At 51.6% G+C, this 14,866-nt stretch carries 10 protein-coding genes, 1 tRNA gene and 1 pseudogene; 3 read left to right on the forward strand and 9 right to left on the reverse strand.

What is annotated here, in order from left to right:
* Positions 1-220 precede the first annotated feature (220 nt).
* The 6 genes from H5P17_RS00890 to fic form a co-directional block, all read right to left on the reverse strand.
* A complete protein-coding gene (locus tag H5P17_RS00890) occupies positions 221-3,502 on the reverse strand; it encodes a type I restriction endonuclease subunit R (RefSeq protein ID WP_182820818.1) in 3,282 nt (1,093 codons plus the stop codon).
* Between the two features lie 89 nt (positions 3,503-3,591).
* Entirely contained in the window at positions 3,592-5,001 is a 1,410-nt protein-coding gene (locus tag H5P17_RS00895; RefSeq protein WP_182820820.1) for a restriction endonuclease subunit S, read from the reverse strand.
* On the reverse strand, positions 4,991-6,595 hold the full coding sequence (locus H5P17_RS00900; RefSeq protein WP_182820822.1) for a class I SAM-dependent DNA methyltransferase: 1,605 nt from the start codon (positions 6,593-6,595) through the stop codon (positions 4,991-4,993). Before H5P17_RS00900 ends, H5P17_RS00895 begins: the two co-directional genes overlap by 11 nt.
* Positions 6,596-6,882: 287 nt before the next feature.
* Complete coding sequence (locus tag H5P17_RS00905) at positions 6,883-7,131, reverse strand: helix-turn-helix domain-containing protein (RefSeq protein WP_012005023.1); 249 nt, start codon at positions 7,129-7,131, stop codon at positions 6,883-6,885.
* A 212-nt stretch (positions 7,132-7,343) separates the two neighbouring features.
* Complete coding sequence (locus H5P17_RS00910; RefSeq protein WP_012005022.1) at positions 7,344-7,979, reverse strand: carbonic anhydrase; 636 nt, start codon at positions 7,977-7,979, stop codon at positions 7,344-7,346.
* Positions 7,980-8,234: 255 nt separating this feature from the next.
* Complete coding sequence (gene fic / locus H5P17_RS00915; protein ID WP_182820824.1) at positions 8,235-9,311, reverse strand: protein adenylyltransferase Fic; 1,077 nt, start codon at positions 9,309-9,311, stop codon at positions 8,235-8,237.
* Between the two features lie 335 nt (positions 9,312-9,646).
* Here fic and H5P17_RS00920 point away from each other — a divergent pair.
* Positions 9,647-9,748 (forward strand): annotated as a pseudogene (locus tag H5P17_RS00920) (IS3 family transposase); the annotation flags it as partial.
* A gap of 104 nt (positions 9,749-9,852) precedes the next feature.
* On the opposite strand, the gene H5P17_RS00925 reads toward H5P17_RS00920, so the two are convergent.
* The 3 genes from H5P17_RS00925 to lptF form a co-directional block, all read right to left on the reverse strand.
* Positions 9,853-9,937: transfer RNA gene (locus H5P17_RS00925), tRNA-Leu, on the reverse strand.
* Between the two features lie 437 nt (positions 9,938-10,374).
* The gene (gene lptG, locus H5P17_RS00930) at positions 10,375-11,445 is read right to left on the reverse strand and encodes an LPS export ABC transporter permease LptG (protein WP_020825022.1); all 1,071 of its coding nucleotides are present in this window, start codon (positions 11,443-11,445) and stop codon (positions 10,375-10,377) included.
* Positions 11,445-12,539: an LPS export ABC transporter permease LptF gene (gene lptF / locus H5P17_RS00935; RefSeq protein WP_182820826.1), complete on the reverse strand. Its 1,095-nt coding sequence runs from the start codon at positions 12,537-12,539 to the stop codon at positions 11,445-11,447. Before lptF ends, lptG begins: the two co-directional genes overlap by 1 nt.
* A gap of 280 nt (positions 12,540-12,819) precedes the next feature.
* On the opposite strand from lptF, the gene pepA reads away from it, so the two are divergent.
* Together pepA and H5P17_RS00945 are read left to right on the forward strand one after the other, a co-directional pair.
* Complete coding sequence (pepA, locus tag H5P17_RS00940) at positions 12,820-14,331, forward strand: leucyl aminopeptidase (RefSeq protein WP_044554022.1); 1,512 nt, start codon at positions 12,820-12,822, stop codon at positions 14,329-14,331.
* 84 nt (positions 14,332-14,415) lie between these two features.
* A complete protein-coding gene (locus H5P17_RS00945) occupies positions 14,416-14,865 on the forward strand; it encodes a DNA polymerase III subunit chi (protein ID WP_044554261.1) in 450 nt (149 codons plus the stop codon).
* Position 14,866: the final 1 nt, after the last annotated feature.

Here is a 14,866-nt window from a genome sequence, read left to right on the forward strand (position 1 = left end):
CTGGGCCTTATTCAAGGGTTGATCAGGCAAGGAAAACAATCAAGAGGTAAACATCACAAACATTACATAGCTTTATGTTTTTGATTAAAAAAACCGCAGGCAACATGGCCTGCTATCCGCGGATTTTTACAATGCCTAAGATAATTGTCTCGCATCTATCCCCATTTTAGGCGGCAATCAGTTACATATGAAACTTCATGCAAAACCTCAATGTGATAAATCAACCATGCAGATACTTCTTAAAGTTCTCCGCCTGCTCCAGTACGCTTTTATAGACCTCATCATTGGCCACAGGAGGGAAGCCAAAGCGGTGTAGCAGCAGGATAAGATCTACTTTCAGCTTAGCCTTGATATCGTCACGGTTGCTCCAGTCCGGATACTGGGCACTGTCGTCAACAATCACCTTCATCTCTTTGGCTAAAGCCAGCATCTTATCCTTGTCATAGGTGAACTCATATTTCTCACACATATGCAACAAAATATCCAGGAAGGCCTTCTCCTCCATGTCGATGCCAATATCAGCAAACGACATCATCTCGGTCTTAATGTCGTAGATCATGTCGGCCATCTGCTGGGTGAAAGTATCGAACTCTTCCCCGTTAAGCACATCGTTCTCTTTACGCTGATTGTACTGTTCTACCAATGCTTGGAAACGCTTGGAGAAATTGATCCCCTGAAGCTGATTCATCTTTTGAAAATCGCTGATGGCTTTTGCCAACATTTTTTGCAGTAGTTGCATCCGGGTATTGGGTAACTTGATCTTACTAATGCGAGCCATGTACTCGTCATCAAATATGTCGATGGTCTCAGCTTTATCTTCGCCTAAGGTGAAGATCTCCTCTACCCCTTCAGCCTTGAGCGCTTCGGCAACCATCTCACGCACTCTCTGGTTCATCTGCGCAGTGTCGGGTGCATCGCCCTTAGTCAGCTTGTAGACAATAGAACGCACGGCCAGATAGAAATGAATTCGCTCACGCTCATCCTGGGTGACTTTCTCACTGCCAACGCAGATGTCATAGGCAGCTTTCAGGCGTTTCACCAATCCCATAAATCGCAGCTCAATCTTCTTAGTCTGCAGAACAAACTCGGCAGCTCGGTTGAGGCATGCCAGCTGTAGTGTAGGTGTGCCAGAGAAGTAATCGCTGCTGTCAAAGTTATGCAATAACTGAGTAAGCAGATGCAGGTGATTACGCACCTCAATCAGTGACTGCTGGATATCTTCAAAGTTGGATTTATCAGCCTTCGAATACATAGCTAACGCCATATTCATCCGGCTTTTGATGCCGATGTAATCGACCACAAGCCCCTTCTCTTTGCCCTCAAAGCGGCGGTTTACCCGCGAGATAGTTTGGATAAGATTATGCTTTTGCAGTGGCTTATCGATATAAATGGTATCAAGTTCGGGCACGTCAAAACCGGTTAGCCACATGTCGACCACGATGGCAATTTTGAAGTTGGACTTAGGGTTCTTGAACTGTTTGTCTAGCTCACGGCGGTACTCCTTAGTACCGAGCAAGTTATACATAGCCTCATCATCATCCTGGCCTCGGGTCATGACCATGTTGACCAGAGGAAGACTCATCAATTCTTTTTTCTCTTGCTCGGTAAGGGTGGCACCATCTATAGCCTGTTTCGCCTCAAACCAATCCGGGCGCTGTAGCTTCAAACTCTTATAGAAATCGTAAGCAATCTCGCGGCTAGCACAGACAAACATCGCCTTGCCTTTGATGGTCGAACCTTCCGTCACCCGTTTTTCGTAATGCTGGGCGAAATCCTTAGCCAATGCCTCGATGCGATCCGGATCGCCCAGGATGGAATTCATATTGGCCGTGGTTTTCTTGCTCTCTTCAATCTGGTGTTCACTGGCACCCAGTTTTTCGCATTCTTGATAGTACTGCTCGATCTCTTCCAGCTTACTGTTATCAAGCACCACTTTGGCGGCTCGTCCTTCATAAACAATCCGCACCGTGATTTCATCGTTAACCGACTCGGTCATGGTGTAGCTATCGATGGTAGGACCGAACACATCCAGGGTGGCATCGATAGGGGTGCCGGTAAAACCAACATAGGTCGCGTTAGGCAGCGAGTCGTGTAGATACTTAGCAAAACCGTAGGTCTTTTTGACCGTTCCGCTTTCAGCATCGATGCTAATCTTCAGGTCGAGGTTGATCTGGCTGCGGTGGGCTTCGTCGGAAATACAGATGATATTGCTGCGATTGGAGAGCAGTTGAATATCTTCAGTAAACTTGTGAATGGTGGTCAGGAATACCCCGCCGCTAGCGCATCCGGCCAGCTTGTCTCGCAGATCCTGACGGCTGGTGACTGGTTCAATCACCGCATCGCCGATAAAAGCAGTAGCATTGCAGAATTGCTTCGCGAGCTGTTCATCAAGATCGGTGCGGTCGGTAATCAGAACAATGGTCGGGCTGGCAAAATCGACGCTCTTCATCAGCAGGCGGGCCAAGAACTGCATGGTGTAGCTCTTGCCGCAGCCAGTAGCACCAAAGTAGGTTCCCCCTTTACCGGTGCCACCGATATTCTCGCCGTTGGCCGCTATCTGCTTGCGCTCTTTTTTAATGTTGTAGTAAAGCTTGCGGGCGGCGTAATACTGCGGATAGCGACAGCAGATCTTCACTTCCTGTTTGCTGGTGTCTGGGAAGAAAATGAAGTTCTTCAACACGTCCAGCAAACGGACCGGATGGAATAGCCCTTGGATCAGAGTGTAAAGACCATTGATACCATCTTGCTCGGTGGATTCATTACCGTTCACCTTGCGCCAAGCGTAGTAAAACTCGTATGGAGCAAACAGGTTTCCCAGCTTATTGTTCACCCCGTCACTAAGAATACACAACGCGTTATAGACGAATAGCTTAGGAATATCACGCTTGTAACGCACACAAAGTTGGCGCCAGGCATCATAGGTAGTGGCCTCTTCTTCACGTACCGCCGATTTAAACTCGAAGACTACCAGCGGCAGGCCGTTCACATACAAGATGCCATCGGGGATACGCAGTTGCAGTCCGCCGTCCCGGGGCTGGCCTTCTATCTCCAGTTGATTAACCAACCGGTAGATATTATTGCCCACCTCGGCAATCTCTTCGCCATGCCCTGTAAATAAGCTGGCTAACTGCTCTGACAAGGTGCTGGTATCCATCAGCTCGATATAGAGGTCTTTCTTATTACGATCTTCTCGTTTAAGTAAAAAGCCGTTGCTGAGCCAGTGGCAGAAGGTTTTATTGCTCTGATAGAGATCGCTGGCAGGAAGCGTCTGCAACTGATGGAGGATGTGAGAAATCTCCCCTTCCGTGATCCCCTCAACCTGATACTGGTTGGCCAGATACTGGCGCAGGTCATCTGTAATCAGCACCTCACTTTTCTCTTTGCGCGGCACATTGCTACCGACAAAATGAGGGTAACAGGGTTGGCCTTCCGCATTCGAGTGCTGTCCCAGTAGGGAGATAATGGCCTGTTCCAGCTTCGCTTCCGTGAAAATATGGCTCATGGCAATGGCTTCTTGTCTTGTTGTTGTCAGTGTGACCGAGCAGGTAATAACCGCCTCACCATAAATAAACCGTGTGGTGGTCGGATGGTTTATGCCAATACTTCGTCTGCGGTGTTGACCTCACTATCGCTAAGGCGCAGTTCACCGGAGATTAGTTTGGGGAGCAGTGTGTCGCGAAGCCTATTTAACGAAATACTTTCGTTTGTATTCTGTTTTAACTTCTTAAAAGAAGGTAAAACTAGACTGGCAAAACTATTCATTACTTCGATGGGTGGAACTGCGATCTGATAGTTATCAAAGCAACCATTTTGTACTCGCTGGCGTCCCGATGAACCAACCATACTTTGCATAACATGTTGTCTAAATTGTTCATGTCGAGCTAAACAAGCAATATATGAGTAATGTATATTTTTATTACCTCGAAGAATGATGAATTCTGTTGAGCCAAAACCTGCTTCTTTATCGGACAAAAAGTCGACTATACCCGTTTTACCGTTCTGTAAACATGGTGTTATACGGGCGACTAATACATCATCTTGCTTGAATTTCATCCCACCAGTAAAAGGTTTTTCGATGACCTCTTCTATCGAATAACCAGTTGTGGGAAGAGCTTTCATATCGACAAATTTTGCAATAGCATTTTTAGCCAAACTCACTTTTGGGTTAATAGAAATAGCCTCAGACACACATTTAACCGACCACCCCTCCGGCACCCAGCCACTAAGGCCAAGTGAAGGCTCCGAGCATTCCTCAAAAGCTGCAGGGAATAGCTGGCGGATATCTTCCGATAAGGGTTTGAAGTCGGCACTTTCCCGCACCGCTTTGCGGGCCTCAGCACGGCGCAGCAACTCATCAGAGAACTCTAAATCCTGCTCGAAAAACCCTGAATCCAAGGCGTTATCGACCACGGGGTCAAAATCTATAAACCATGATTTAAACAGCGCTTGTGCCATTTTCTCTAGGGTTTGGTTGATTTGGTAGTTGAGGGTTATTTTGTTCTTGATCGCACTCAAATGAGAAGCAATTCGTAGCTCACTTTTAAACCAACGAGGGATTTCAAAAACTTTTAATACCGGAATTCGAATATTGCTAACAGTCGTGCCGGTACCTTCATTCCAAGAAATTTGATGTTGAACAAATGGAGATTGAAGTGCCCAGAACAAGTATTCTCCAGATACTCCATTTTTTGGCCTCAATAAAACCTGTCGTTGTCCCAAACAGCATTGGAGTCCTTCAGGAATAAGGCAAACCTCCCCCATAGGTGCTTCACGAGTAAAGACAATATCGCCAGCTTTTGGGACCGCACGCTTTATTCTGCTTTTATAACCATTTTCATCAGTGAAGCTTGGAGATGATAGATCGAGAGAACCGTTCCTAATATTTTGGTTACGCAGAACGATATAACCTGAGTCAGTCCATTCTGGGGTTGAATGAGGGCAATCCACTATTAATTCACATAGATCGACTAACTTCGTCGTAACTAATTGCTTACTCCCCATAACCCAGTTCCTCCATAATGGTGCGGAGCGCCTGATCCAGCGTTGTCGCTTCATCCAACTGCCGATAAAGCGTTTGGGTCAGCTCCTGCATCTTGGTTTCGAAAGCAATCCCATCATCTTCCACATCTGCAGCTCCGACATAGCGGCCTGGAGTGAGGACAAAGTCGTTAGCTTGTATTGCATCAAGGGTCGCGACCTTACAGAAACCTGCTTGGTCTTGGTATTGCTCGACACTGATTTCCTTAGCTTTTATGCGACGCTTGAGTTCGCTCTCGCTGCTGCGCCAGGCGTGGAAAGTATCAGCGATGGTAGCGATATCCTCTTTAGTCAGCTCTTTTTGGGTACGGCTTACCATAGTGCCCAGATTGCGGGCATCGATAAACAGAGTCTCACCGCGACGATCACGGTAACCATATTGAGGATTGGCTTGTTTACTTTTGCTGATAAACCACAGGCAAACCGGGATTTGGGTGGTGAAGAACAGCTGCCCCGGCAAGGCAATCATGCATTCGATGCGGTCATCTTCAATCAGCTTTTGACGGATTTCGCCTTCACCGCTGGTATTCGAGCTCATCGAGCCATTGGCCAGCACAAAGCCCGCAGTGCCGTCTTCGCTCAGCTTGGAGAGCATGTGCAGGATCCAAGCATAGTTAGCGTTGCCGGTTGGAGGAGTGCGAAAACCTGCAAAGCGTGGATCGTTGGTGAGCTCCGCCTCGTTGCGCCAGTCCTTCAGGTTAAATGGCGGGTTAGCCATGATGAAATCGGCTTTGAGATCTGGATGCTGATCGGCAAAGAAAGTATCAGCCGGACGCTCTCCCAAATTGCCCGAAAGCCCGCGCACCGCCAAGTTCATCTTGGCCAACTTATAGGTTGTACTGGTAAGCTCTTGGCCGTAAATAGCGATGTCCTTACTCTTACCTTGATGGCTTTCAACAAATTTGAGGGACTGCACAAACATACCGCCTGAACCACAGCAAGGGTCATAGATCTTGCCTTGATAGGGTTCAAGCATTTCAGCGAGCAGGGTCACCACTGCTTTCGGGGTATAGAATTCACCACCGCCTTTGCCTTCGCTGGCGGCAAACTTGCCAAGAAAATACTCGTAGACGCGGCCAACGAGGTCCTCTTCTGTCAGATCGCATTCGTTGGCGAGGGTGTCGATATTCTCAATACTATCGATGAGAGAAGCGAGTCTTTTCACCTCTAATCCCTGACGGGAGAAGTAGTTATCCGGCAGGGCACCTGTCAGCGACGCATTGCGTTTCTCTATTGTAGAAAGGGCCGTGTCGATAATCACCGCGATGTCATCTTGCTTAGCTCGGGCTTTGACGTAAGACCAGCGGGCTTCTGGTGGCAGGAAGAAGACATTGTCCTGCTGATAGAAGACATCCATATCGACAAAGGCTTCTTGACCGTTGGCGATCAGTTGCTTGCGCTTGGCTTCGAACTTGTCGCTGATAAATTTCAGGAATACCAGACTCAACACTACGTGCTTGTATTCGGAGGATTCCACGCTGCCACGTAGCTGGTTGGCGGTATCCCAAAGTGTTTCTTCGAAGCCTTTGCCAGCTTTCTTGGTTGGTGATTTAGCCATGTAAATGCGTTCTCTTTTTCTTATGAAAATAGTTGGGTTCCCGTACCTAAGGTCTAAGCCTCGATGAGCAGATATGCCATCATGGATTAATTTCCATACGGGTAGGCGACAATGTATGCAAAGTTATATTGACCGGGATTATCTCATAAAATCAGCCTAACTTAATTGTCCGTGGCCAAAATGGGTGCAAGTTTGATGTCTGGAGTCCCTCGTGCTCGTAGCCTATAGCTTGAGCATAGGGGGTAAGTAGAGTGTGTGTAGGCACACCACGCGTAGCTTTTCCATGCTCACCACTCCTGATCCCAGGTCTTGGGATCTACCGGCTTGCCACGCGGGGTGACCTGTAGCTCCAGGTCCAGCGCAGCAAGCAGTTTGAACAACGTCTCCAGCCGGGTGCCGTCCGGGTTGTTTTCAAACGCGGAAACCGTCGCCTGTTTTAACCCAACGCTGTCAGCGGTTTTGCTTTGGCTCTGGTTACGCTTTTTACGCTCGTTGCGTAATGTATGCGCCAGCATCTGTGCCGAGGTGATTTTCATTTTATCCTCCCAAGCGGATGAAATGAGTATTATCCCCTATAACGGATAAAGCAAATATTATCCTCTATAGAGGATAGATGCCCTCGCCATATCGTGGGATCTGCTATGGCTTTTAGTGAGTATCAAAAGCGGACATGATTATTTAGACCTGCCCCTAAAAAAATCCACGCCGAAACGTGGATTGAATTTGATAGCCAAGGCCAAGGATCACTTTATTCGAAGTGAACTGCGGGGTTATCCGCCAGTGACACGAAATTCTTCGTATTTTTATCCAGCGTACGGATCTCGCCACTTTCGATGTCGTACACCCAGCCGTGCAGACGCAGGCCGTTGTTGCGCAGGCCCACGGCAACGGACGGGTGAGTCTTAATATTATTTAGCTGGGCGATGACGTTCTCTTCGACCATAGCGTTAACTTTGTCGATTTCGTTATCCCACGTTTTCTTCTCTACCACCGCTTTGGCCGCGTCCGCATAGTGCAGCCAGTGGGCCACTGCCGGCATCGGATCAAGGCACTGGCAAGAGGCTATCGCCTTCATGGCGCCGCAGTTCGAGTGGCCGCAAATCACGATATCCGTGACGCCCAATGCCACAACCGCGTATTCAATGGTCGCCGACACCCCGCCCGGCTCCGGGCCAAAGGAAGGAACGATGTTGCCTGCGTTACGGATAACGAAAAGCTGCCCCGGGTCTTGCTGAGTCACAAGCTCGGGTACCAGGCGGCTGTCAGAACACGAAATAAAAAGCGCTTTAGGGTTCTGGCTGGAAGCAAGGCTGCGGAAGAGTTCCTTACGCTGTGGGAAAATCTCTTTCTGGAAGCTGAGGAAACCTTCAATGATATGTTGCATAACACGCTCTCTGGATCGGTAGTATCGATAACATGATAATCATCACTCCCGGTTAGTCCAGTATCTCTTGGATAGAAATGAGCGTTCAGCGGACTGCGAGGCGTGCCTGCAAAAGTGCCAATGACGAGGTGCGGCAACGCGGTTAAATTGGGGATAACCGCTTTCTGCGCATTCTTTAATTGAGGGGGTGACCGTGAACTCCCCCCACTTATTGAGCACGGATAGGTCGTTGCCCCTACCTTAATGGGTATATAACTACTGATTCAATTCCTGTAGCAGCCTGGTGTTGATATACAGCTTTTCACGGCCAACTCTCATTTCCTCCAGAATACCAATTTCTACCAGTTGCTTAAGATACGTTGATGCCGTCTGGCGCTTGGCTACGCCGCGTTCCACAAGGTTATCGATCCGGCAATACGGCTGCGCAAAAAGCGTCTGGATAAGTTCATGGGTGTAAATTTTCGGCAGCTTCTGGCGCACATATTCTGTGGTTTCTGCCATCAATGCCCGCACAATCGATATCTTGTCAGTCGTCCACCGAGACGTGTTCTCTACCGCCTCCAGCATAAACAAGATCCATGATTCCCAATCCCCCTCTTCTGTCACCCTGCGCAGGAGCATGTAGTAATCGTCACGCCGCTCCAGGATGAAGTGAGATAAATACAGAATAGGCAGCGAAAGCAGCCCAGTCTGAATCAAATACAAGATATTCAGGATACGGCCCGTTCGCCCGTTCCCGTCAGGAAAGGGATGAATGCACTCAAACTGATAGTGCGCAATAGCCATTTTTACTAGTGGATCTAAATCATCATCGCCGTGTATGAATCGCTCCCAATTCGCCAGTAAGTTACGAATAGCGTCTTCACCCACGGGGGGGGTGTACACCGCGTTTTTGTTCTGATCGCGCAATACCGTACCCGGCGTTTTCCTGATATCGGTTTGCACTGCGCGTAATTTGGTACAGAGAGTTATCGCGGTGTTTGTACAGAGCGGATAAGCCTCAAGGTGGGTGTAGCCATCATAAAGTGCTGTACGATAGCGCAGCGCTTCCTTGGTGGCCGGATCTGCACCATCTGCGCGATCTGCATACTGGAAGAGCCGATCGCTGGTAGTCACGATATTCTCAATGCGCGAAGAGTCTTTCGCTTCCAGCATAGGAAGGATATTTATCAGCAAACCTTGATCGGGGATCAGCTCACCTGCAGTTTTCAACTCTGCGATCGCTGCGCGCGCACTTATGCACGCTTTGAGTACATTACGCGTTTCAACACGCTCCAGATCGGGCGGCAGTATCGGCAAATCGTTGTAAGGAGTTTCTGGATCCCAGTTCATATGTTTATAAAAACCGTTTTCATCGACATATAGCCATCTTATGTCGATGCCATAAACATGTCACGCCATCATGTTTAAAAAATTGCATTTTATCGACATATCACCGGAACCTGTCGATACCCTGGATCTATCCCAGCCATATGTTTAAAAAAACGAATTTCATCGACACAGAGTCGGAATATGCCGCTGTCATAAATACGTTGGGGGATTAGGTTTAAAAAGGTCATTTTTATCGACCTATCTGGATATGCAGCGTAGCTTGCCTGCATAAATTGATTGCACTGCCGAGAGTTTTCCTGCCCGTTGGGTTAACTCACTATAAAAATCAGGGCATGGCCCGGGTGGATATCTTCGATTACATTGAAGTGTGCTACAGCCGTACCCGGCACCACAGCCATCTCGGTGGCGTCAGCCCTGAGGCCTTCAAAAAGGCCTCGCCGCGAGGACAGAAACTGTCTACCGGAACGGGGGCACTCCACCATGCCAAATCCCAGGCACAAAAAAACCACCTCTCGGTGGCTTCTTGTTCGCGCTGTACTAATGGTGCCGAAGGCCGGACTCGAACCGGCACGTATCTCTACGGTTGATTTTGAATCAACTGCGTCTACCGATTTCGCCACTTCGGCACTGCAAGTAGTATGCGGAAAACGGGTGCATTATACCTTTCAGCGATCCACGTGCAACACTTATCCGTTGTTCAATGAGTTAAGTGCTGAAAAAATCGTCGCCGGGGTCACGTTGGGTTCATTATTTGGGCGAAGTAAGGCGTGTCTATCGGGGATAATTGTGGCATAGGGCACTGGCGCAGCATGCAGCGCCCCTACGGATGACACCGGCGATACTTGCGGCAAACGGCACGGGCGCAGCGTGCAGCGCCCCTACGGAAGACATCGGCGATACTTGCGGCAAACGGCACGGGCGCAGCGTGCAGCGCCCCCACGGATGATATCGACGATAATGTGCACCTGTGCATAGCGATATCAGTATCAGCGCGCTACAGGGCCCCAGAAACAAAAAAGGCGTAACCGCATGGCTACGCCTTTTTAAATCGTCTGTCATGCCGCTACTTGCGCTTTAGCAGCATATACACGCTGATCAGCAGGAACAGCATGCTTGGCAGCAACGCGCCCAGTACCGGCGGCATGTTGTACACCAGGCTCAGCGGGCCGAATATCTGGTCCAGCACGTAGAACAGGAAGCCGAAGCTGATACCGGTCACCACACGCACGCCCATCGGCACGCTGCGCAGCGGCCCGAAGATGAACGACAGCGCCATCAGCATCATCACCGCGACGGAAAGCGGCGAGAACACTTTGCTCCACATGTTCAGCTGGTAGCGGTTGGCTTCCTGACCACTCTGTTTCAGGTACTTCACGTAGTTGTGCAGGCCGCTGATCGAAAGCGAGGTTGGGTCCAGCGCCACCACGCCCAGTTTGTCCGGAGTCAGGTTGGTTTTCCATTCGCCGGTCAGCGTCTGGGTGCCGGTCACCTGCTTTTCATTGGTCAGGTCGGAGGTATCCACCTGCGAAAGCTTCCACACGCCGTCTTCAAAGCTGGCGGTGGCGGCATAGCGCACCGTCTCCAGCCTGCGCTGGTCGTTGAAGTGGTAGATGTTGACACCGGAAAGCTCTTTCTCGCCCGCCACGCGCTCAATGTAGATGAAGTCGTTGCCGTCCTTCGCCCACAGGCCGTTCTTAGTGGAAAGCAGCGAGCCGCCGTACATCTGCTGCGCGCGGTAGTTGCGTGCCATCTGGTCGCCCTGCGGTGCCACCCACTCGCCAATCGCCATGGTCAACAGCACCAGCGGGATAGCGGTTTTCATCACCGAACCGGCGATCTGCATGCGGGTAAAGCCGGAAGCCTGCATCACCACCAGTTCACTGCGCGTCGCCAGTTGGCCCAGCCCGAGCAGTGCGCCCAGCAACGCGGCCATCGGGAAGAAGATCTCGATGTCTTTCGGTACGCTCAGCAGGGTAAACATCCCGGCGCTCAGCGCCGTGTACTCGCCCTGGCCCACTTTACGCAGTTGGTCGACGAACTTGATGATGCCGGAAAGCGACACCAGCATGAACAACGTCATGATGATGGTGTTGAAAATCGTCTTACCGATATATCGGTCTAAAACGCCAAACATCAGGCCGCTCCTCTCAGGCGTGCACGCAGCTTACGCATCGGCACCGTATCCCACAGGTTTAGCGCCAGCGCGATCGCAAAGTACCCCGCGTTGACCACCCAAAGCCATATCATCGGGTCCAGTTTGCCCTTGCCGCCGTTGGAACGCAGCGACGTCTGCAGCAGGAAGAAAATCAAATACAGCAGGATGGCCGGCAGCATGCTCAGCACGCGGCCCTGGCGTGGGTTGACCACGCTAAGCGGTACCACCAACAGCGCCATGATCACCACGGAAAGCACCAGCGTCAGGCGCCAGTGGAACTCGGCGCGCGCGTCCGGGTCGTCAGACTCCAGCAGCGTCTGCATCGACATCTGCTCGGCCTGGTTGCCGTCCACGGCGACCGTGCGGTGGCCGACCACGGCTTTATAGTCGTTGAAATCGGTAATGCGGAAGTCACGCAGCAGCGCGGTGCCTTCGAAGCGGGTGCCCTTGTCCAGCGTCACCACCTGCGAACCGTCTTTCATCTGGTTGATCTTGCCGTGTTCGGCCACCACCACGGACGGGCGTTGGTTGCCGTTCGGCCGCAGTTGCGCCAGGAAAACGTCGTTGAAGGTGCTGCCTTTTACGTTGCCGATAAACAGCACCGCGTTGCCGTCTTGCGAAGGTTTAAACTGCCCTTCCGCCAGCCCGGCGATGCTGGGGTTGGCTTTGGCTTCGCTGATCACCACGTCCTGATAGCGCGAGGCCAAAGGGCCGGCCCAGAACACGTTGACCGCTGCCACGGCGGAGGTAATCAGCGCCAGCACCATCGCGGCGATAATCAGGGTACGCTTACCCAGCCCGCAGGCGTGCATCACGGTGATTTCGCTGTCGGTATACAGCCGCCCAAACGTCATCAATAAGCCGAGAAACAGGCTTAACGGCAGGATCAGCTGCGCCATCTTCGGCACACCCAATGCGAGCAAAGAAAGAACTAAATTTGTCGGGACATCGCCGTCCACCGCATCGCCTAACACCTTGACCAGGTTCTGACAAAAGAAGATCAGAAGCAGGATGAAAAGGATCGCGATTTGGCTCTTTAGCGTTTCCCGTACCAGATATCTTATGATGATCACGCTTATTACGCCTGTGAAAACTTGTCTTTTTGCAGGAAAATCGATAGTTTCATCGCTAATCCGCCATTTATTCTCATCATATGGCAACCGACACAGCTAAAATAGTATTACAACATCTAGCATTTGGGTGTCCTATAGGAACTTACTTATAGTCGCCAAAACAGAGCAATTTACGCCGTTCAGGTTAACATAGTTAGTTAACTCAATGGCGGGAGATCGTTACGGAGTACGTTATTCTAGCCGTAGCGCCTGCCTTTGTCTTTAAGATTCAGGAGAGTGCATGGAGTTCAGTGTAAAAAGCGGTAGCCCGGAAAAACAGCGCAGTGCCTGTATTGTAGTCGGCGTTTTCGAACCGCGCCGCTTGTCCCCTATCGCAGAACAACTCGACAAAATCAGTGATGGTTATATCAGCGCTTTGCTGCGCCGTGGCGAACTGGAAGGTAAAGTCGGGCAGACGTTACTGCTGCACCATGTGCCTAACATTCTCTCCGAACGCATCCTGTTGATTGGCTGTGGCAAAGAGCGCGAGCTCGATGAACGCCAGTACAAACAGGTGATTCAAAAAACCATCAATACCCTTAACGATACCGGCTCCATGGAAGCGGTCTGCTTCCTGACCGAGCTGCACGTGAAAGGCCGCAACACTTACTGGAAGGTGCGTCAGGCGGTGGAAACCGCAAAAGAAACGCTCTACACCTTCGATCAGCTGAAAAGCAATAAAGTGGAGCCGCGCCGTCCGCTGCGCAAAATGGTGTTCAACGTGCCGACCCGCCGTGAGCTCACCAGCGGTGAACGCGCTATCCAGCACGGTCTGGCCGTCTCTTCCGGTATCAAGGCAGCGAAAGATCTCGGCAATATGCCGCCGAACATCTGTAACGCCGGCTACCTGGCCTCTCAGGCTCGTCAACTGGCGGACGCCTTCAGCACCAACATCACCACCCGCGTCATCGGCGAACAGCAGATGAAAGAGCTGGGGATGAACGCCTATCTGGCGGTTGGCGCAGGGTCGCAGAACGAATCGCTGATGTCGGTGATGGAATACAAAGGCAACCCGAACCCGGACGCCAAGCCGATTGTGCTGGTGGGTAAAGGGCTGACCTTCGACTCCGGCGGCATCTCGATCAAACCTGCCGACAGCATGGACGAGATGAAGTACGACATGTGTGGCGCCGCCACCGTGTACGGCGTGATGCGCGTGGTGGCGGAACTGAACCTGCCGCTGAACGTGATCGGCGTACTGGCCGGCTGTGAAAACATGCCGGGCGGCAGCGCTTATCGTCCGGGCGACGTGCTGACCACCATGTCCGGCCAGACCGTCGAGGTGTTGAACACCGACGCCGAAGGCCGCCTGGTGCTGTGCGACACCCTGACCTACGTTGAGCGTTTCGATCCGGAGCTGGTGATTGACGTTGCCACCCTGACCGGCGCCTGCGTGATCGCGCTGGGCCACCACATCACCGGCCTGATGTCGAACCACAACCCGCTGGCACACGAACTGATCGGCGCGTCCGAACAGGCCGGTGACCGCGCGTGGCGCTTGCCGATGTCCGACGAGTACTACGAGCAGCTGGACTCCAATTTTGCCGATATGGCTAACATTGGCGGCCGTCCGGGCGGGGCTATCACCGCAGCCTGCTTCCTGTCGCGCTTTACCCGCAAGTACAGCTGGGCGCACCTGGATATCGCCGGCACCGCCTGGCGTTCCGGCAAGGCCAAAGGCGCAACCGGCCGTCCGGTAGCCTTGCTGTCTCAGTTCCTGCTTAATCGCGCGGGGTTAAACGGCGACGATTAAATCTGAGCGGTAATTCAGGTATAATCCCGAGGGGCACAGCATGCTGTGCCCCTACATTTTTTATTGGCAGCGGTGAATCAGATCATGAAACAGGCAACGTTCTATTTACTCGAACACGCGGAACCGGCAGGTGCGCTCAGCGCGCATGAGGCCGTGGCCTGCGCCGTTGCCGCCGAACGCTGGCGCTCCGGCAAGCGGGTGTTGATCGCCTGCGAAAGCCAGGAACAGGCCCAGCGGTTGGACGAAGCGCTGTGGCAGCGCGATCCGCACCAGTTCGTGCCGCACAATCTGGCCGGCGAAGGGCCGCACTACGGTGCCCCGGTCGAGCTGTGCTGGCCCGGCAAACGCGGCAACTCACCGCGCGATCTGCTGATCGCCCTGCTGCCGCAGTTTGCAGATTTTGCTACTGCTTTCCATGAAGTGGTAGACTTCGTCCCTTACGAAGACACCTTAAAACAGTTGGCGCGCGACCGATATAAAGCTTATCGCAGCGTCGGCTTCCATTTGACCACGGCAACGCCGCCAACTCACTGAA

This window comes from Serratia sp. OS31 (assembly GCF_014164835.1).
GTDB lineage: Bacteria > Pseudomonadota > Gammaproteobacteria > Enterobacterales > Enterobacteriaceae > Serratia > Serratia liquefaciens_A.